This is a genomic window from Mesorhizobium sp. M1066, from assembly GCF_040318635.1.
Classification (GTDB): domain Bacteria; phylum Pseudomonadota; class Alphaproteobacteria; order Rhizobiales; family Rhizobiaceae; genus Mesorhizobium.
The window spans coordinates 13,493-31,100 of record NZ_JAMYMR010000028.1; the positions used below are offsets into that span (position 1 = coordinate 13,493).

Genomic DNA, 17,608 nt, shown 5'->3' on the forward strand with positions numbered 1-17,608 from the left:
TGGCGCTTCACGTTGGGCGACCCCCTCTGTCGCCTTCGGCGACATCTCCCCCTCGATGGGGGAGATTAGCCGCTTCGCCGCCTTCGCCAATCACCTTATCTTCCGGCAAACCCAGCCCAACCTTCTCCCTAATTGCGCGCCGTCCCCCAACATCGACAAGAAATTTCGTCGACATATCTTCATCTTGGTGCTGGGGAGGCTGGATCGGCCGGCGCGGCCGGGACCGACGTCCGCATGCTACCCCGACGAATTCGCACTGGCCTGGCGGCGCAGATATGCAAATATCGGCACCAGGCAACATTGGAGGACAAAGGTCATGGCCGATGCTGGGATGTTGCGTTTCCACGTTCCGGAACCGGAAGTGCGGCCGGGCGGGACGCCTGACTTTTCCAATGTGCCGATCCCCAAGGCCGGCTCGGTGCCGCGCCCCGAGATCGATGTCGATCCGCGAACCATCCGCGATCATGCCTTCTCGATCATCCGTGTGCTGAACCGCAATGGCGAGGCCGTCGGTCCCTGGGCCGGGCTGCTGTCCAGCGATGAGCTTCTCACCGGCCTGCGCCACATGATGACGCTGCGGACCTTCGACGCCCGCATGCAGATGGCGCAGCGGCAGGGCAAGACCTCGTTCTACATGCAGCATCTGGGCGAAGAGGCGGTGGCTTGCGCCTTCCGCAAGGCGCTGGCGCCGGGCGATATGAATTTTCCGACCTATCGCCAGGCAGGGCTGCTCATCGCCGACGGCTATCCGATGGTCACGATGATGAACCAGATCTATTCCAACGAGGCCGATCCGCTGAAGGGCCGGCAATTGCCGGTCATGTATTCGTCGAAGGAGCACGGCTTCTTCTCGATCTCCGGCAATCTGGCGACGCAGTACATCCAGGCGGTCGGCTGGGCGATGGCCTCGGCGATATCGAACGATTCGCGCATCGCAGCCGCCTGGATCGGCGACGGCTCGACGGCCGAATCCGACTTTCATTCGGCGCTGGTGTTCGCCTCCACCTACAAGGCGCCGGTCGTGCTCAACGTCGTCAACAACCAGTGGGCAATCTCGACCTTTCAAGGCATCGCGCGCGGCGGCTCGGGCACGTTTGCTGCCCGGGGCCTCGGCTTCGGCATCCCGTCATTGCGCGTCGACGGCAACGACTATCTCGCGGTGCATGCGGTCGCCAAATGGGCGGCGGAGCGCGCGCGCAGCAATCTCGGGCCGACGCTGGTCGAATATGTCACCTACCGCGCCGGCGCGCATTCGAGTTCGGACGATCCCTCCGCCTACCGGCCCAAGACCGAATCCGACGCCTGGCCGCTCGGCGATCCGATCGTGCGGCTGAAGAACCATCTCATCGCGCTCGGCGTCTGGTCGGACGAACGGCACGCGCAGGCCGAGGCGGAAATCCTCGACACGGTGATCGCGGCGCAGAAGGAAGCGGAAAGCCACGGCACGCTGCATGCCGGCGGCAAGCCGTCGACGCGCGACATGTTCGAAGGGCTCTATGCCGAGATGCCGCCGCATCTCAGACGCCAGCGGCAGCAGGCGGGAGTCTGAGCCATGCCGAGACGCACCATGATCGAGGCCATTCGGGACGCCATGGACGTGTCGATGGCGCGCGACGACCGCGTCGTCGTGTACGGCGAGGATGTCGGCTTCTTCGGCGGCGTCTTCCGCTGCACGCAAGGCTTGCAGGCCAAATACGGCAAGAGCCGCTGCTTCGATGCGCCGATCAACGAATCCGGCATTGTCGGCTCGGCCATCGGCATGGCCGCCTACGGGCTGAAGCCCTGCGTGGAGATTCAGTTTGCCGACTACATGTATCCCGCCTACGACCAGCTGACGCAGGAAGCGGCGCGGCTGCGCTACCGCTCGAACGGCGATTTCACCTGTCCGATCGTGGTGCGCATGCCGACCGGCGGCGGCATTTTTGGCGGCCAGACGCACAGCCAGAGCCCGGAAGCATTGTTCACCCATGTGTCGGGGCTGAAGACCGTGGTGCCGTCCAATCCACACGACGCCAAGGGGCTGCTCATTGCGGCGATCGAGGATCCGGATCCGGTGATTTTTTTGGAGCCGAAGCGGCTCTACAACGGTCCGTTCGACGGCCATCACGACCGGCCGGTGACGCCGTGGTCGAAGCATGAGCTGGGCGAGGTCGCCGACGGCCACTACACCGTGCCGCTCGGCAAGGCGGCGATCCGCCGGCCAGGTTCTGCCATCACCGTGCTCGCCTACGGCACCATGGTCTATGTCGCGCAGGCCGCCGTCGAGGAAACCGGCATCGATGCCGAGATCATCGACCTCAGGACACTGCTGCCGCTCGACCTCGACACCATCGTCGCTTCGGTCAAGAAGACCGGGCGCTGCGTCATCGTGCATGAGGCGACGCTGACCTCCGGCTTCGGCGCCGAGCTGTCGGCGCTGGTGCAGGAAAATTGTTTCTACCATCTGGAGGCGCCGGTGGCACGGGTCGCCGGCTGGGACACGCCCTATCCGCATGCGCAGGAGTGGGACTATTTCCCCGGTCCCGCCCGGGTCGGCCGCGCTCTCCTCGAAACCATGGAGGCCTGAGATGGGCGAGCACATCATCAAGCTGCCCGACGTCGGCGAAGGTGTCGCCGAGGCCGAGCTCGTCGAATGGCACGTCAAGATCGGCGACATCGTCCGCGAGGACAGCGTGCTAGCCGCTGTGATGACCGACAAGGCGACGGTCGAAATCCCGTCGCCCGTCGACGGCGAAATCCTGTGGCTGGGCGCCGAGATCGGCGACACGGTGGCAATCGGTTCGCCCATCGTGCGGCTGAAGGTGGCGGGCGAGGGGAATGTGAAAGGTGCGGCGGCGCAGGAAGTCGAGGTGGGCGCCAAGAGTACCCCCACCCCTGACCCCTCCCCGCAGGGGGGAGGGGGACGCGCCACGGCCTCCAAGGGCGGAGCAAAATCTACTTCGCCATCATCAGAGTCCTCCGCAAAAAGTGCGCGAGCAGCGCAGAGAGAATCCCCCTCCCCCTTGTGGGGAGGGGCTAGGGGTGGGGGTACAGCGCCGACATCCGGAGTTGCCGCGCCCGCCGGCGCACCGCGTCCCGAGGTCGAAAAACCGCTGGCCTCGCCGGCTGTTCGTCTGCGGGCAAAGGAGGCAGGTATCGATCTCAGACAGGTTGCGGGATCCGGCCCGGCCGGCCGCATCGGCCATGAGGACATCGAGGCGTTCCTGGCCCGCGGCCCGCAGGTCGCCAGGATGTCCGGCCTCGCCCGCAACGATACCGTCGAGGACATCAAGGTGGTGGGCTTGCGGCGCAAGATCGCCGAGAAGATGTCGCTGTCGAAATCGCGCATCCCGCACATCACCTATGTCGAGGAAATCGACGTCACCGCGCTCGAGGAATTGCGCGCCGCGCTCAACAACGAGAAGCGCCCTGGCGTGGAGAGGCCGAAGCTGACGCTGCTGCCGTTCCTGATGCGGGCGATGGTCAAGGCGATATCGGACCAGCCCAATCTCAATTCGCTGTTCGACGACGAGGCCGGCATCATCCACCAGCATGGCGGCATCCATATCGGCATCGCCGCGCAGACGCCGTCCGGGCTGGTGGTGCCTGTCGTCAAGCACGCCGAGGCGCGCGACATCTGGGAGTGCGGCGCCGAAATCATCAGGCTGGCCGAGGCGGCCAAGTCCGGCACGGCAACGCGTGACGAACTGTCCGGCTCGACCATCACCATCACCTCGCTCGGCGCCATGGGCGGCGTGGCGACGACGCCGGTCATCAACCATCCGGAAGTGGCGATCATCGGCGTCAACAAGATGATGGTGCGGCCGGTGTGGGACGGCACCCAGTTCATGCCGCGCAAGATGATGAACCTGTCGTCCAGCTTCGACCACCGCGTCATCGACGGCTGGGACGCGGCGGTGTTCATCCAGCGCATCAAGACGCTGCTGGAAACGCCGGCGCTGATTTTTGTGGATTGAGGGCGGAGATGGAGATTTCGGCGAGACAGTGTCCCCCTCTGCTCTGTCGGGCCGGTTTTCTTCTTACGGTGGCGAAAGTTAGCGAAAGCAGTGGAGCGCGTAATCTCCCCCCTCGAGGGGGAGATGGCCGGCAGGCCAGAGGGGGTCGGTACGACTGGACGCGACCGCCTTGCGCGACAGATGCAGGCTGGCGCTCTACGCCCGGCGACCCCCTCTGTCGCCTTCGGCGACATCTCCCCCTCGAGGGGGGAGATGTCGCGCTTCAAGGGGGGCGCGAAGGATCGCTGCAGGGCACTCTTTTCTAGCAGGCGCGACAAATAGTTAGGATGCCATCATGAAAGAAATCTCCTGCAAGCTGCTCGTCATCGGCGCCGGTCCCGGTGGTTACATCTGCGCCATCCGTGCCGGACAGCTCGGCGTCGATACGGTGATCGTGGAAGCCGGCAAACCGGGCGGCACCTGCCTCAATGTCGGCTGCATCCCGTCCAAGGCGCTGATCCATGCGGCGGAAGAGTTCGAGAAGGTCTCGCACATGGAAGGCGGCAACAGCCCGCTCGGCATCTCGGTCACCGCGCCGACGCTCGACCTCGCCAAAACAATCGCCTGGAAGGACGGCATCGTCAGCCGGCTCAACAGTGGCGTCGCCGGCCTGCTGAAGAAGGCCGGGGTGAAGACCGTGCATGGCTGGGCGAGCTTTCGCGACGGCAAGACTGTGGAGGTCGAGACCGAGACGGGAAGCCAAGTCATCCGCGCCGAGGCGATCGTCATCGCCACCGGCTCGGCGCCGGTCGAATTGCCGTTCCTGCCCTTTGGCGGCCCGGTGATTTCGTCAACCGAGGCGCTGGCCCTGAGCGACGTGCCGAAAAAACTCGCTGTCGTCGGTGGCGGCTATATCGGGCTGGAACTCGGCATGGCCTTCGCCAAAATGGGCGCCAAGGTGACCGTGGTCGAGGCGCTGCCGCGCGTGCTGGCGCAGTATGACGCCGAGCTCACGCGTCCGGTGGTTAAGCGGCTCAACGCGCTCGGCATCGAGGTGATGACGGGCGCCAAGGCCAAGGGTGCCAAGGGTGACACGCTGCTGGTCGAGACGTCGGACGGCAAGAGCGCCAAGGTCGCCGCCGGAAAAATCCTGGTCACGGTCGGCCGCAAGCCGGTGACCGAAGGCTGGGGGCTCGAGCAGATCGACCTTGATATGGCTGGCAAATTCATCCGCATCGACGAGCAGTGCCGCACCTCGATGCGCGGCATCTTCGCCATCGGCGACGTCACCGGCGAGCCGATGCTAGCGCACCGGGCGATGGCGCAGGGCGAGATGGTCGCCGAGATCGTTGCCGGTCACAAGCGCAGCTGGGACAAGCGCGCGATACCGGCCGTTTGCTTCACCGATCCGGAACTGGTGACGGCAGGCTTGTCGCCGGAAGAGGCCAAGGCACTCGGCGGCGAGATCAAGATCGGCCTATTCCCGTTCGCCGCCAACGGCCGGGCGATGACCAAGCTGGGCGAGGACGGCTTTGTCCGCGTTGTGGCGCGCGCCGACAACCATCTGGTGCTCGGCATCCAGGCGGTCGGGCAGGGCGTGTCGGAACTGGCGGCGGCGTTCGGGCTGGCGCTGGAGATGGGCGCGAGGCTGGAGGACATTGCCGGCACGATCCATGCCCATCCGACGCAAGGCGAGGGGTTCCAGGAAGCGGCGCTCAAGGCGCTGGGCCACGCGCTGCATATTTGAGACGGCTCCTTTCCTCTCCCTCCGGAGGGGGGAGAGGTGGCGCTGCGTAGCAGCGACGGAGTGGGGGAAGCCGGTCCTCAAATGCGCCGCCGCTGGCAACTCAATCAGGGCCTCAATCAGGGCGAGGCACCGCCTCTAGTCCGAAATCATAACACCTGAGCCGGTCGACCCCCACTCCCGTCGAGCTTCACTCGACACCTCTCCCCCGATCGACGGGGGAGAAGAAGGGCGCCAACACGAGTCAGCTCTCTTCCTTTTCCTCCACCTGCCCATCGTTCAGCTCGCCAGCCGGCTTACCATTTCGTCCTGCGCATAGGCGTGGCCAAAACGGTTGGCCAGAAACGCGTCGAGCGCGATGTCTTCCTGCTTGACGAAGCCGGTCGCCGGCAGGCTGCCGTCGGCCAGCATGTCGAGCACGGCGCAGATGCCGGAGGCGGTGGTGATCTGGATGGCGCTGCGCACCTGATCGCCGATACGCTTCGAGTAGATCTTGTTGGCGTAGGTCTCCTGCAGCAGGCGGCCGTTCTTGCGGCCGGAGACGGTGACGAAGACGATGACCACGTCCTGCAGCGTCGCCGGCAAGGCGCTTTCAAAAATGTCCTTCAGCACGTCGCGGCGATGGCGCAGGCCGAGATCGTTGAGCAGCGCCTTCATGATCGCGGCGTGGCCGGGATAGCGGATGGTGCGGTAGTTCAGCGTGCGCACCTTGCCCTTCAGCGTCTCGGCCAGCGTGCCGAGGCCACCCGAGGTGTTGAACGCTTCGTAGGTGACGCCGTCGAGCGAGAATTCCTCGCGCTCCTCCAGCGGCGGCACTTCGACCAGCTCGCCCTCGACGATCGCTTCGCAGGGCTCGCAATATTCGTTGATGACGCCGTCAGTGCTCCAGGTCAGATTGTAGTTCAGCGCGTTGGACGGATATTGCGGCAGGGCGCCGACGCGCATACGCACGCTTTCCAGAGAGTCGAAGCGGCTGGCGAGATCGTTGGCGACGATCGAGATAAAGCCCGGCGCCAGGCCGCATTGCGGAATGAAGGCGCTCTTGCCCGAACGCGCCAATTCCTTGACCCGGCGGGTCGAGACGACGTCCTCGGTGAGGTCGAGATAGTGCACGCCGGCACTGGCCGCCGCCTCGGCGATGCGGGTGGTCAGGTGGAAGGGGGCGGCGCTGAGCACCGCGAACTTGCCCGCGAGTGCTGCTTCCAAGGTGCCGGCGGCTTCGATGTCGAGTTCCAGCGTCGCAACCGTGGCCGGCACTTCGGCGGCAGTGAGCTGTGCCGCCGAGCGGTCGACGAGGGTGACCTGGTAATCACCCGTGGCGGCGAGCATCTCGGCAATGGTCGAGCCGATCTTGCCGGCGCCGACAACAACAATTTTCTTCATGACCGATCCCTCGCGTGAAAGCTTGTTCTTGTGAGCAGAATCGCAGCTTGCCCGTCGAAAGGAAGCGTGGAATTGTTCGAAACGAAACTCTGATTGCGCAATCTGCCGATAGGAATCGTCGAAATGCTGAGTGACGCCGAACAGGCCCTGCTTTCGCTGCTGCGCGAGAATGCGCGCGCCTCGACCGCCGAGCTCGCGCGGCGGCTTGGCGTTTCGCGCACGACCGTGCAGAGCCGCATCGAACGGTTGGAGCAGCGCGGCATCATATCAGGCTATGGTGTGCGGCTGGCGCCGGACTATGAGCAGGGGCTGGTGCGGGCACATGTGCTGCTCACCGTCACGCCCAAGCTCGCCGACAAGGTGGTGCGCGGCCTGCGCGCCCTGGCGCCGGTCAGGACGCTGCATTCGGTCAGCGGCAATTTCGACATGATCGTCATCGTCGACGCGCCGTCGATCCGCGACCTCGATATGCTGCTCGACCAGATCGGCGCCATGGACGGGGTCGAGCGGACTTTGTCGTCGATCATCCTGTCGACGCGCATCGACCGGTGAAGCTGCTGATCTCCCCCCTCGAGGGGGAGATGGCCGGCAGGCCAGAGGGGGTCGGTTCGACCGGATGCGACTCCTTGCGACAGATGGGCGTTAGCGCTTCACGCGAGGCGACCCCCTCTGTCGCCTGCGGCGACATCTCCCCCTCAAGGGGGGAGAAAACTCACCACCACCGCAAGACCCGGCTGCCCATCCTCGAGCGTAATCGATGCGCCGTGCAGGTCGGCGATGGCCCTGACAAGGCTGAGGCCAAGGCCGCTGCCCGGCGTCGAGCGGCTGTGGTCGAGCCGGTAGAGCCGCTGGAACACTTTCTCACGCTCTTCCGCCGGAATGCCGGGGCCATTGTCGGCGACGCTGGCAACGACGCGTTCGCCCTGGCGCATCACCGACAGTTTGATGGATGTGCCTGATGGACAATGGCGCAGCGCGTTCTCGACCAGATTGGCGAACATCTGCGTCAACAGCTCGCGATCGCCATGGATCCGGTCCGTCGTGTCCTGCAGTTGCGCCAACGACAGCGATTTTCCGTCGTCCTCGGCAACGTCGGTGTAGATCTCGGCGATGGTCTGCAGGATCTCGCCCAGATCGACATCGGTGAACCGCGCCCTGCGGGCGCCGGCCTCGATCTGCGCGATGCGCAGCAGCGCATCGAAGGTCTCGTTGATCTGCAGGCTCTCGGCATGTGCCTCCGCCAGTTCACCGGCGACCTTTTGACCCGACAGGTTCTTTTCCGACGCGGTGTCGAGGATCATCTGCAACCGGTTGAGCGGCGTCTTCAGATCGTGGGCGATGTTGGCGCTGACCTGTTTCATGCCTTCGACCAGCGCCGACAGGCGATCGAGCGCGGCATTGACCTGGCTGGAGACGATGTCGATGTCATCGCCCTTGCCGGTCAGGGGAATGCGGGTGTCCAACCGTCCATGCGAGACATCCACCATTGTGGCGGCAATGCCGTCGAGACGGCGCTGGACGCGCGAGGCAAGCAGGGCGCCACCGGCGACCGCCAGCCCGGTGATGATCAGCGTTGCCCAGCCGAAGCTCATCAGCGCCACCTGTTCCAGCTCCTCCGTCTCGGAAAGGCTGAAGGCAACCGTCAGATTGTTGCCGCCGATCGAACCGGAAAAGGCACGGTACTCGGTGTCCGGCGGCACGCCGGGCAATACCGCGTCGAACATCGAGAACCCGTCGGGAAGGCCGGCCGCGGTAAAGTTGCCGGCAAGGCGATTTCCGGCCGCGTCGGTCAGTGAAAACAGCTGCTCCTTCTTGGGGCTGAGCTTGGCATGGCTTTCGATCGTGGCAACCATGTCCTCGAGGTCGTTCCCGGCATAGGTCGCCGCCACGACCGAATAGGTTTCCTTGATGGTCTCGTCGAGCCGTTCGGCAAGATCGGCGCTCATCATCTGGTAGACGATGGCGCCCGACAGAACGAAGGCCAGCATGAACAGGAAGGCGAAGGTCAAGGCGAGCCGGAACGGCGTGCTGCGCAGCAGGCGGGACCATGTTCCGATCATGACGGCGCGTGCAGGCTATAGCCGGTGTTGCGGACCGTGTGGATGAGCTGGGTTTCGAAAGGCTTGTCGACCTTGGCCCGCAGCCGGCTGATATGGGTTTCGACGACGCTAGTCCGGGGATCGAAATGAAAATCCCAGACGCGCTCCAGAAGCATGGTGCGGGTGATGACGCGTCCTTCGCCACGCATCAGCACTTCCAGCAGGCTGAACTCCCGCGGCTGCAGATCGATCGGCTGGCCCTGCCTCGTGACCCGCCGCATGATCAGGTCCATCTCGAGGTCGGCGACCCGCAGGACGGTTTTCTGCTCCTGCGCGGCAGGCCGCCGGCCAAGCGCGTTGATGCGGGCGAGAAGCTCGGAGAAGGCGAAGGGCTTGACCAGATAGTCGTCGCCGCCGGCCTCAAGCCCCTCGACCCGGTCGTCGATGCCGCCGACGGAGGTGAGAAAGATTGCCGGTGTCCGTACGCCCGCGGCTCGGACCGCCTTGACCATCGACAGGCCGTCGAGGCCCGGGATCATGCGATCGGCGACGATCACATCATAGTTGCCGCTGGTCGCCGCGAAAAGCGCGTCATGCCCGTTGCGCAGCAAGTCGCAGACATGGCCGGCCTCGGTCAATCCCTTGACGATGTAGTCGGCCGTCCTGTGGTCGTCCTCGACAAGAAGAAGTCGCATCGTTGTTCCGGTTGATTACCGATACCCCGGACAGGCTATCACCGGCGCGGGCTTGTTCCTAGGATGTCATGCGCCCGCAGGTATTCGGAGCGGCTCCCAAAGCGATTGGCTTTTTTGCTGTTCGCCAAGGCATGCCGCCGGTCAACGCAAGCACGTCCGCGCCCTCAGTCAGTCCGACTCCAGCAGGATCTCGTCGGCATCGTCGGCTGTTTTCTTCAATGTCATATAGAGAACGAGGGCCGCGATGCAGCCGAGGAAGATCAGACTGGTGAAGGTGGTGCCGAAACCGAGACCGCCATATTCGACCGGCTGCGACAGCAGGTCGCCGAAGGAAGCGCCAAGCGGCCGCGTCAGGATGTAGGCGAGCCAGAAGGCCAGGATGCCGTCGAGATTGAGCAGCCAATAGGCGAGCGCGATCATCGCGATGACGCCGCCGAACAGCAGCCCCGTGGTGAGATAGCCCATGTCGAAGGTTTCGGCGACGAGGTCGCCGGCGGCGGTGCCGAGCGAGAAGGTCAGCAGGATCGCCAGCCAATAGAAGATTTCGCGCCTGGTGGTGAAGATGGTGTGGATCGACAGCGTTCTTTCGCTGGCGTACCAGACCGCGAATGTCGCGGCGAGCGCAACCGAGAAGGCAATCGTCGTCGTCTGCAGGCGCACGCCGAAATTGTCGACGAGGTTGTCCGTCACCAGCGTGCCGACGACGCTGATCAGCACCACCGCCAGCCAGTAGGCCCATGGCACATAGCGTTTCTGCGCGAACTGCAGGACGAGGGCTACGATCAGGATGCCGGTCATGATCAGCGACGTGACGGTCAGCCCAAGGCCGAGATTGACGGCGAGGTAGTCAGCCGCCGTCTCGCCCATGGTCACGGCCATCAGCTTGATCAGCCAGAAGTCGAAGGTGACGTCTGGAACCCTGTTGTGGTCCGGTCCGATCTTCTTCTGCACATTGGGAGAGAGCATGGCTGATATCCTGAGGCTGGTGGTTCGCGGAATTACTTGCCCATGACCTTCATGGCCTGGGCGAAAAAGTCGTCGGCTCGCTTGTCATCGTCCGCATTGCAGCGCTCGATGCCCTTGCTCTCCAGCTCCAAGACCTTGGTCTTGTCGGCGGCGCTGAGCGTGGCCGCTGCCTCGGCCGCGCGAAGGGCTTTCAGCGTCTCCTCGCAAGGCGCGGTGGCGGCAAAGACCGGGGAAATCGCGCCGGAGACGGCGAGGGTGCCGACTACGATGGCAAGCGCAAATCTTCTCATGAAACCATTCCTTGTTTGATGCCGGTGGTCCGGCTGCCGCAACTGAATCCGGCCCCTAAATGGCAGGCCGGCGTCTAAGGATAGGCAGCAGAGTTCACATCACCCTGTCCGGCGGCATACAAATTCGTAAGAATGGGCGTGGTCGCGCAAAGGGCCTTTACGAACGCCCGGCGCTGCGCCGATAGAGGGCGTGCGCCTTTCATCCGCCATCAATGTCATGCCCATTGCCCACGGGCACTCGTCAGTGCCCCAGGAAAACACCAATGACCTACGCTTCCCTCAAGCGGGTTTCGCAGGCCTTCGACCAGCGCAAGCGGCTGATCTTCGTGCGGGTTGCGGCGGCGCTGGCGGTGTTGCTGCTGTTTCTCACCAAACCGGCGCTGAGCGAGGGCTCGGACGGGCACGAAACGATCGAATTCTTCGGCTTTTGCCTGGTGCTCGTCTGTGTCGTCGGACGGCTCTGGAGCATTCTCTATGTCGGCGGCAAGAAGAACGAGGAACTGGTCTCGACGGGACCGTTCTCGACAACGCAGAACCCCCTCTATTTCTTCTCGACGGTCGGCGCGGTCGGCGTCGGATTGCTCTACGGTTCGCTGATGGCGGCCGTGGCGCTTGGGCTTGCCAGCTTTTTCATCTTTCGCGTCACGGCGCGCAAGGAAGCCGAATTTCTGCTCGGCAAGTTCGGCCCGGCCTATCTTGCCTACACCAAAAGCACGCCCCGGTTCTGGCCAAACCCGCTGCTATACCGTGACGATGACGAACTGCGGTTCTCGACGCGGGCACTGAAGCGCACGTTTTTCGACGGGCTCTATTTCCTCGCCATCTTCCCGGCCATCGAACTGGTCGAGCACTTCCGGGCGACCGGCATGCTGTTTCCGGCCTTCGTCACGCTCTACTGACCGGCGGCTTGCAGCTGCCGGTCTCTATTCTCATGCATACCGTTCTCCCAAAACCGGGGCCACTTCTGGGCGACATGCATTAGCTGCCGAGCGGATGCGGCATGTAGCCGACGAAGCCGGCGATCTTCCAGCTGCCGCCGACCTTGCTGCAGAAATACAGCGTCTGCCATTTCAAGCGGTCGACGCTGCCGTCCGCCTTGGCGACCGAGCCGTCGAATTTCTTGTGCAGCACGGCGCGGTCGCCGTCGACATCGATGTCGCGCATGTTGGTGACGCGAAACAGCGCCTCGCGCAGCGGCTCGGCGAATTTGGTCGCCGCCGTCTCCCTGGCCTGGCGCAGCCATTCGTCGCGGTAGATGTCCAGCCTTGGAAACTGCAGCCGCCAGGCGTCGGCGTTATGCAGGAAATGAGCATGCATGCCGAAGAAGCTCTCGCCGACGAAATCATCCTCGACCATGGCCCAGTCCTGGCCGATGAAGGCGTCGATGTCGCGCCGCACCAGCATTTCCCAGAGCGCGTGGCGATCGGCATCGCCTGCCGGAAACGGGTTCTTGTCGTAGGTCATTGCTGCTGTCTCCGGTCTGGCAAATGCGTCTGTGCGCTGCGGCTGCAAGGCGGGCCGCCAGAGCGCAGGATGCAAGCGCGTCTGTAATAAAGCAACATGAATTCCTGGGAATGTTGCTTTCCAACAAGGCCTCTATGAGGATCGCCCCGATCGGGGTAAATGTCGATCGAAGCGGGCGCTGTCACGGCGCCCCGCCCTGTCATCGGAGGAGGCCTTCCCTTGCCCAAGCAATGTTTTGGAACGTCGCATGTGCCGCTGTCGCCCGCCGTGCGTGCCGGCGATCTCGTCTATGTCTCGGGCCAGGTTCCCGTCGGCAGCGACGGCATCGTGGTCAAGGGCGGCATATCGGAACAGACCGAGCAGGTGCTCGCCAACATCAAGGCCGCGCTGGCACTGGCCGGCTGCACCATGGACGATGTGGTGAAGACCACGGTCTGGCTGGAAGATGCGCGCGATTTCGGCGCCTTCAACGCGGTCTATGCACGGCACTTCCCCAAAAACCCGCCGGCCCGCACCACGGTCGAATCGCGGCTGATGATCGACATCAAGATCGAGGTCGAGGCGGTCGCCTACCGGCCTCTGTAGGCAAAGCAACCAAGCGGAGGTTCCCCCCATGCAATTCGACCTCCTGCTGAAGGGTGGACGGCTGATCGATCCGGCGGCCGGCATCGATGCGCCGCGCGATGTCGCCATTGCCAATGGCCGGGTCGCCGCGATCGATGCCGATATCCCGGTGACCAGCGCCGCGCAGATCGTCGATGCCGGCGGCTGCATCGTCACATCGGGCCTCGTCGACCTGCACAGCCACGTCTATTGGGGCGGCACCTCGCTCGGCGTCGATGCCGATAGATTGGCCGCAAAGAGCGGCACCACCACCTTCATCGATGCGGGCAGTGCGGGCGCCGGCAATTTCCTCGGCTTCCGCCGCCACGTCATGGAGCGCTCGAAGGTGCGCATCCTGGCCTATGTCAACATTTCCTTTGCCGGCATTTTCGGCTTCTCGCAGACGGTGTCGGTCGGCGAATGCAGCGACCTCAGGCTGTGCGAACCGCGCGAGGTGGTCGCAGCCGTGCGCGAGCACCGCGATGTGGTGGTCGGCGTCAAGGTTCGCTCGGGCAAGCATGCCGGCGGCACCAGCGGCATCGCCCCGGTGGATCTCGCGCTGGAGGCCGCCGACCAGGCCGGCCTGCCGCTGATGGCGCATATCGACGAGCCGCCGCCCGGCCGCTCGGAAGTCTTGCCGCGCCTGCGCAAGGGCGACATCCTCACCCACTGCTTCCGGCCGTTTCCCAATGCGCCGGTATTTGCTTCCGGCGCGGTGCGGCCGGACATGCGGCTGGCGCGCGAGCGCGGCGTCATCTTCGACATCGGCCACGGCATGGGCTCGTTCGATTTCGCCGTCGCCCGCGCCATGCTTAAGGAAGGACTGGCCCCGGACGTGATCTCGAGCGACGTGCATCTCTACTGCGTCGACGGGCCGGCCTTCGACATCCTGGTCTGCATGTCGAAGCTGCTGGCGCTCGGCATGCCGCTGGTCGAGGTCCTGCGCGCCGCCACGCAAGCGCCGGCGCGGGCGATCGCGCGGCCTGATCTCGGCACGCTGGCGGTGGGCACCGTCGGCGATGTCGCCGTGCTCCGGCAGCGCCCGGGCCGCTTCACCTTTGTCGATGCGGTCGGCGCGTCATTGGTCGCCGACCAGAGGCTGGTGTCGGAAGGCATCGTTATCGGCGGCACCTGGTGGCCGAACCAGGCGGCTGATCACAACGAGACCGAGCGTTTCGTGGCGCAGGCGTCACACACGCATGTCGAGGTGGCGGCGAGGCACTTTGGGCACCGGCATGAGTGAAAGTTCTGCGCGACTTCGTCATCCACGGGCGGAGCGGAAGCGAAGCGGACGCGCAGACCCGAGGATCCATGCCGTGACCATTGCCGAAGAATGCGACGGATCAGGATGGTTGTTCGATAGGCCCTTCATCGCCGTTGGTGCATTGAAAGCCGATTCTGGTCCGCTTTCGCGTGCACGAATGGCGCGGCATGGATCCTAGGGTCTGCGCCGCGTCGCTTCGCTCCTTGCTTCGCCCTAGGATGACGAATCCATAGGACGCTCGTTGCTTGAATTGCTAACCGCCCCAAAAACCGGCGTCTCAATGCCTTCCATCCGCGCCTTGATCTGCAGCGCCACATATTTCGAATAGAAGCGCGACAGCGCCAGATTGCCGCCGTGGAACCACAGTGCTTCCTGCGCGGTCGGCTTCCACATGTTGCGCAGCTCGCCTTGCCACGGTCCCGGGTCGCCCTTGACGCCCGAGCCAAGACCCCAGCACGGGCCGACCTTGTCGGCGACCTCGCGCGAGACGATCGCAGCGACATTCTCGTTCATCGACTGATAGCCGGTGCAGGCGATGATGGCGTCGGCGGCGAGTTCACTGCCGTCCTCGAACAGGATGCCGCTCGGGGTCAGCGATTTGATGGCGACGCCGCTGCGGATGCCGATCTTGCCGTCGATGATCAGGTCGGAAGCGCCGACATCGATATAGTAGCCGGAGCCGGTGCGGTAGGCCTTCATCAGAAGGCCGGTCTCGTCGTCGCCGAAATCGAGGGCGAAGCCGGCGGCGCGCAAGCGGTCATAAAAGGCCGCGTCGCGCGCCTTGATCACCTCGTAAAGCGTCCGCTGGCCCTTGGGCACCAGCGCGAACGGTGTCGAGGCGACGATCATGTCGGCTTTCTCGGTGGTGATGCCGCGCGCCAGTGCGTCTTCCGAGAAGATCTCGAAGCCGACTTCCATCAGCGTGCTCGATTTGACCACCGTCGTCGGTGAACGCTGGATCATGGTGACCTCGGCGCCGCTTTCCCAGAGGTCGACGCAGACATCGTGGCCGGAGCTTGCCGCGCCGATGACAGCGACACGTCTGCCCCGGAATTTCTCGCCGCTGGCATACTGGCTGGAGTGCAGCAATTCGCCCTTGAACCGGTCGGCACCCGGAAGATCGATCCGCCGTGGCGGGCCGTAGGCGCCGGTGGCGAAGACGATATGCTTGGGCTTCAGCGTGATCTGCCGGCCGACGCGGTCGACCACCACGGTCCAGACTTTTTCGGCCTCATCATAGGACGCGCTGAGACATTTGGTGGCGACCCAGTAGTTGAGCTCCATGACGCGCGTGTACATTTCCAGCCAGTCGCCCATCTTGTCCTTGGGCGTGAACACCGGCCAGTTTTCGGGGAAGGGGATGTAGGGCAGATGGTCGTACCAGACCGGATCGTGCAGCACGAGGGTGCGGTAGCGGTTGCGCCAGGAATCGCCCGGCCGCGCATTCTTCTCGATGACGATGGTCGGCACGCCGAGCTGGCGCAGCCGCGCCCCCAGCATGATGCCGCCCTGGCCGCCGCCGATGACCAGGCAGTAGGGCTGTTCCTCGGTGCCGAGCTCGCGCGTCTCGCGCGCCCGCGCCTCCGACCAGGTCTCGCGCTTTGGATCGGCCTGGTGACGCACGCCGAGCGGCCGCCCCGCCCCCTTGCGCTCCTCGAATCCCCTGAGGTCCGTCATCGCGGTGAACAATGTCCGGCAGCGGCCGTCGCGCAGCCGCATGATGCCTTCGCCTGACGCCACCGCGGTTTCGAAGCTGAACCAGGCCTCGATGGTGCCCTCCTCCGAAGTTGCCTCGCCGATCAGCTGCCATGCCCTGGGCTTGGTCGTCGCCAGCGCAGCTTTCAGCATGTCGGCGATTGCCTCGCGGCCTTCCATGGTCGTGATGTTCCAGGTGAAGGTCAGAAGATCGCGCCAGTAGCAGTCATCGACAAACAGGTTGGTCACGGCCGCCGCGTCTCCCGCTTCTAGTACCTTGGCAAAGGACCCGAGCCATGCGGCTGCCTGTTTCGATGGGGCTATCTCGAGCATGTCTTTCCCTCTTCCTGCAACACGCCGCACACGGCGTAAAAATCTCAATTGTCGAACGCGGCGCCGCCCCTCATCCGCCTGCCGGCACCTTCTCCCCGTGAACGGGGAGAAGGGAGCTAGTCTCCGAGCGGCTCCATCTCCTTGCCGGTGCGGTGGATCTGGGCGTTGTATTTGATGCGGCGCACCGTCTCGCGGGCCGAACCGTCGAGCTTGTAGGCCGAGGCCACCGCCAGAAGGTCGATCGCCGCCAGGAAGGCGAAGCGCGAGGCCGTCGGCTTCAGCGTGTCGGGATATTCGGGCACCGCCACCGTCAGCCTGACGTCGCAGGCGCGGGCGAGTTCGGTGTCGGGCGCGGTCACCGCGATCGCGTTGGCGCGGTAATGCTTGGCGAGCTCGACGGCCTCGATCACTTCGCGGGTGCGTCCCGTGGCCGAAATGGCGATCACCAGATCGCCCGGCTTGAGCGTCGAGGCGGTCATGCGCATCAGATAGGGGTCGCACTGGGCGCTGACTGTGATGCCGTAGCGGAACAGCCGGTATTGGGTTTCCTGCGCCAGCGCCGAGGAGCTGCCGCCGAGGCCGAAGACCGTAACCTGGCGCGCCTTGGCGATCAGCTCGGCGGCTTTCTGCAGCTGCGCCGGGTCGAGCTGCCGCTCGGCCTCCTGCAGCGCCCGGCGCGCCTCGCCGAACACGGCGTTCCAGAACGGCATGCCATTGTCATTGCTGACGGAGGGCGACTTGGCCAGATAGAGCGCACCGACGACGAGGCTCTGCGCCAGCTTCAGCTTGAAGTCGCGCACACCCTCGCAGCCGATGGCGCGGCAGAACCGGGTCACCGTCGGTTCGCTGACCCCGGCGCGCTGGGCAAGGGCGGCATTGGAGGCGTCGAGGGCATATTTGACGTCGTCGAGCACGACATCGGCGACACGGCGTTCGGCCGGGCGCAATTCGCTATAGGAATCCTTGACCAGCGAGATGATGTCGGGAATGCGCCGGACAGGATCGCGCCCCTCGGCATCGGGGTCTGGAACAGGCTCGTCCTGGCTGCCAGCTTCGGTCATGGGGTCCTGGTCTTTCCCTGGGTTGCGAGGCTGCGGTCTTAGCATGTTTGCACGCCTTGGCTCCACGTGCCCGACCGCATCGCAACCGCAGCGTGTCGTTGGGGAAAGCTCACCTTCCTCCTCTCCTCTCCAGTCC

General features: G+C 64.6%; 16 protein-coding genes. 8 read left to right on the plus strand and 8 right to left on the minus strand.

What is annotated here, in order from left to right; all coding sequences use genetic code 11:
• The first annotated feature begins 316 nt into the window (after positions 1 to 316).
• The 4 genes from NKH52_RS26095 to lpdA all read left to right on the plus strand — a co-directional run bounded on the left by NKH52_RS26095 (position 317) and on the right by lpdA (position 5,682).
• Positions 317 to 1,549 carry a 3-methyl-2-oxobutanoate dehydrogenase (2-methylpropanoyl-transferring) subunit alpha gene (locus NKH52_RS26095; protein ID WP_352735789.1) on the plus strand — a complete coding sequence of 411 codons (1,233 nt, stop codon included), beginning with the start codon at positions 317 to 319 and terminating at the stop codon, positions 1,547 to 1,549.
• Positions 1,550 to 1,552: 3 nt separating this feature from the next.
• Positions 1,553 to 2,566 carry an alpha-ketoacid dehydrogenase subunit beta gene (locus tag NKH52_RS26100; RefSeq protein ID WP_352735788.1) on the plus strand — a complete coding sequence of 338 codons (1,014 nt, stop codon included), beginning with the start codon at positions 1,553 to 1,555 and terminating at the stop codon, positions 2,564 to 2,566.
• Between the two features lies 1 nt (position 2,567).
• On the plus strand, positions 2,568 to 3,956 hold the full coding sequence (locus tag NKH52_RS26105; protein WP_352735787.1) for a dihydrolipoamide acetyltransferase family protein: 1,389 nt from the start codon (positions 2,568 to 2,570) through the stop codon (positions 3,954 to 3,956).
• Positions 3,957 to 4,290: 334 nt separating this feature from the next.
• On the plus strand, positions 4,291 to 5,682 hold the full coding sequence (gene lpdA / locus NKH52_RS26110; RefSeq protein ID WP_352735786.1) for a dihydrolipoyl dehydrogenase: 1,392 nt from the start codon (positions 4,291 to 4,293) through the stop codon (positions 5,680 to 5,682).
• Between the two features lie 276 nt (positions 5,683 to 5,958).
• Here lpdA and NKH52_RS26115 read toward each other — a convergent pair whose 3' ends face one another.
• On the minus strand, positions 5,959 to 7,062 hold the full coding sequence (locus tag NKH52_RS26115; protein ID WP_352735785.1) for a saccharopine dehydrogenase family protein: 1,104 nt from the start codon (positions 7,060 to 7,062) through the stop codon (positions 5,959 to 5,961).
• Positions 7,063 to 7,185: 123 nt separating this feature from the next.
• Here NKH52_RS26115 and NKH52_RS26120 point away from each other — a divergent pair, with 123 nt between their 5' ends.
• Entirely contained in the window at positions 7,186 to 7,614 is a 429-nt protein-coding gene (locus tag NKH52_RS26120; RefSeq protein WP_292337749.1) for an Lrp/AsnC family transcriptional regulator, read from the plus strand.
• Positions 7,615 to 7,757: 143 nt separating this feature from the next.
• Here NKH52_RS26120 and NKH52_RS26125 read toward each other — a convergent pair whose 3' ends face one another.
• The 4 genes from NKH52_RS26125 to NKH52_RS26140 form a co-directional block, all read right to left on the minus strand.
• Entirely contained in the window at positions 7,758 to 9,122 is a 1,365-nt protein-coding gene (locus NKH52_RS26125) for a HAMP domain-containing sensor histidine kinase (RefSeq protein WP_352735784.1), read from the minus strand.
• Positions 9,119 to 9,796, minus strand: coding sequence for a winged helix-turn-helix domain-containing protein (locus NKH52_RS26130; RefSeq protein ID WP_352735783.1), 678 nt, complete (start codon positions 9,794 to 9,796; stop codon positions 9,119 to 9,121). Before NKH52_RS26130 ends, NKH52_RS26125 begins: the two co-directional genes overlap by 4 nt.
• A gap of 168 nt (positions 9,797 to 9,964) precedes the next feature.
• On the minus strand, positions 9,965 to 10,762 hold the full coding sequence (locus NKH52_RS26135) for a COG4705 family protein (protein ID WP_352735782.1): 798 nt from the start codon (positions 10,760 to 10,762) through the stop codon (positions 9,965 to 9,967).
• Positions 10,763 to 10,794: 32 nt separating this feature from the next.
• Positions 10,795 to 11,052, minus strand: a complete 258-nt coding sequence (locus NKH52_RS26140) for a hypothetical protein (RefSeq protein WP_352735781.1) — start codon at positions 11,050 to 11,052, stop codon at positions 10,795 to 10,797.
• A 263-nt stretch (positions 11,053 to 11,315) separates the two neighbouring features.
• Here NKH52_RS26140 and NKH52_RS26145 point away from each other — a divergent pair, with 263 nt between their 5' ends.
• On the plus strand, positions 11,316 to 11,951 hold the full coding sequence (locus NKH52_RS26145; protein ID WP_352735780.1) for a methyltransferase family protein: 636 nt from the start codon (positions 11,316 to 11,318) through the stop codon (positions 11,949 to 11,951).
• A gap of 79 nt (positions 11,952 to 12,030) precedes the next feature.
• On the opposite strand, the gene NKH52_RS26150 is transcribed toward NKH52_RS26145, so the two are convergent.
• Positions 12,031 to 12,516, minus strand: a complete 486-nt coding sequence (locus tag NKH52_RS26150; protein WP_352735779.1) for a hypothetical protein — start codon at positions 12,514 to 12,516, stop codon at positions 12,031 to 12,033.
• Positions 12,517 to 12,735: 219 nt separating this feature from the next.
• Here NKH52_RS26150 and NKH52_RS26155 point away from each other — a divergent pair, with 219 nt between their 5' ends.
• Positions 12,736 to 13,101 (plus strand): RidA family protein, encoded by a 366-nt coding sequence (locus tag NKH52_RS26155; protein ID WP_013528752.1) that lies wholly within the window; start codon positions 12,736 to 12,738, stop codon positions 13,099 to 13,101.
• 28 nt (positions 13,102 to 13,129) lie between these two features.
• Positions 13,130 to 14,362: an amidohydrolase/deacetylase family metallohydrolase gene (locus tag NKH52_RS26160; protein ID WP_352735778.1), complete on the plus strand. Its 1,233-nt coding sequence runs from the start codon at positions 13,130 to 13,132 to the stop codon at positions 14,360 to 14,362.
• A 234-nt stretch (positions 14,363 to 14,596) separates the two neighbouring features.
• Here the strand turns inward: NKH52_RS26160 and NKH52_RS26165 are convergent, their stop codons facing one another.
• Positions 14,597 to 16,411, minus strand: a complete 1,815-nt coding sequence (locus NKH52_RS26165; protein WP_352735777.1) for an NAD(P)/FAD-dependent oxidoreductase — start codon at positions 16,409 to 16,411, stop codon at positions 14,597 to 14,599.
• A 116-nt stretch (positions 16,412 to 16,527) separates the two neighbouring features.
• The gene (locus NKH52_RS26170; protein ID WP_352735776.1) at positions 16,528 to 17,472 is read right to left on the minus strand and encodes a MurR/RpiR family transcriptional regulator; all 945 of its coding nucleotides are present in this window, start codon (positions 17,470 to 17,472) and stop codon (positions 16,528 to 16,530) included.
• Between the last annotated feature and the right edge of the window lie 136 nt (positions 17,473 to 17,608).

Coding starts and splice junctions, on each gene's coding strand:
- NKH52_RS26100 (WP_352735788.1), top strand. CDS start 1,553: ATGCCGAGACGCACCATGATCGAGGCCATTCGGGACGCCATGGACGTG.
- NKH52_RS26160 (WP_352735778.1), top strand. CDS start 13,130: ATGCAATTCGACCTCCTGCTGAAGGGTGGACGGCTGATCGATCCGGCG.
- NKH52_RS26120 (WP_292337749.1), top strand. CDS start 7,186: ATGCTGAGTGACGCCGAACAGGCCCTGCTTTCGCTGCTGCGCGAGAAT.
- NKH52_RS26095 (WP_352735789.1), top strand. CDS start 317: ATGGCCGATGCTGGGATGTTGCGTTTCCACGTTCCGGAACCGGAAGTG.
- NKH52_RS26130 (WP_352735783.1), bottom strand. CDS start 9,796: ATGCGACTTCTTCTTGTCGAGGACGACCACAGGACGGCCGACTACATC.
- lpdA (WP_352735786.1), top strand. CDS start 4,291: ATGAAAGAAATCTCCTGCAAGCTGCTCGTCATCGGCGCCGGTCCCGGT.
- NKH52_RS26145 (WP_352735780.1), top strand. CDS start 11,316: ATGACCTACGCTTCCCTCAAGCGGGTTTCGCAGGCCTTCGACCAGCGC.
- NKH52_RS26105 (WP_352735787.1), top strand. CDS start 2,568: ATGGGCGAGCACATCATCAAGCTGCCCGACGTCGGCGAAGGTGTCGCC.
- NKH52_RS26170 (WP_352735776.1), bottom strand. CDS start 17,472: ATGACCGAAGCTGGCAGCCAGGACGAGCCTGTTCCAGACCCCGATGCC.
- NKH52_RS26135 (WP_352735782.1), bottom strand. CDS start 10,762: ATGCTCTCTCCCAATGTGCAGAAGAAGATCGGACCGGACCACAACAGG.
- NKH52_RS26165 (WP_352735777.1), bottom strand. CDS start 16,411: ATGCTCGAGATAGCCCCATCGAAACAGGCAGCCGCATGGCTCGGGTCC.
- NKH52_RS26115 (WP_352735785.1), bottom strand. CDS start 7,062: ATGAAGAAAATTGTTGTTGTCGGCGCCGGCAAGATCGGCTCGACCATT.
- NKH52_RS26150 (WP_352735779.1), bottom strand. CDS start 12,516: ATGACCTACGACAAGAACCCGTTTCCGGCAGGCGATGCCGATCGCCAC.
- NKH52_RS26125 (WP_352735784.1), bottom strand. CDS start 9,122: ATGATCGGAACATGGTCCCGCCTGCTGCGCAGCACGCCGTTCCGGCTC.
- NKH52_RS26140 (WP_352735781.1), bottom strand. CDS start 11,052: ATGAGAAGATTTGCGCTTGCCATCGTAGTCGGCACCCTCGCCGTCTCC.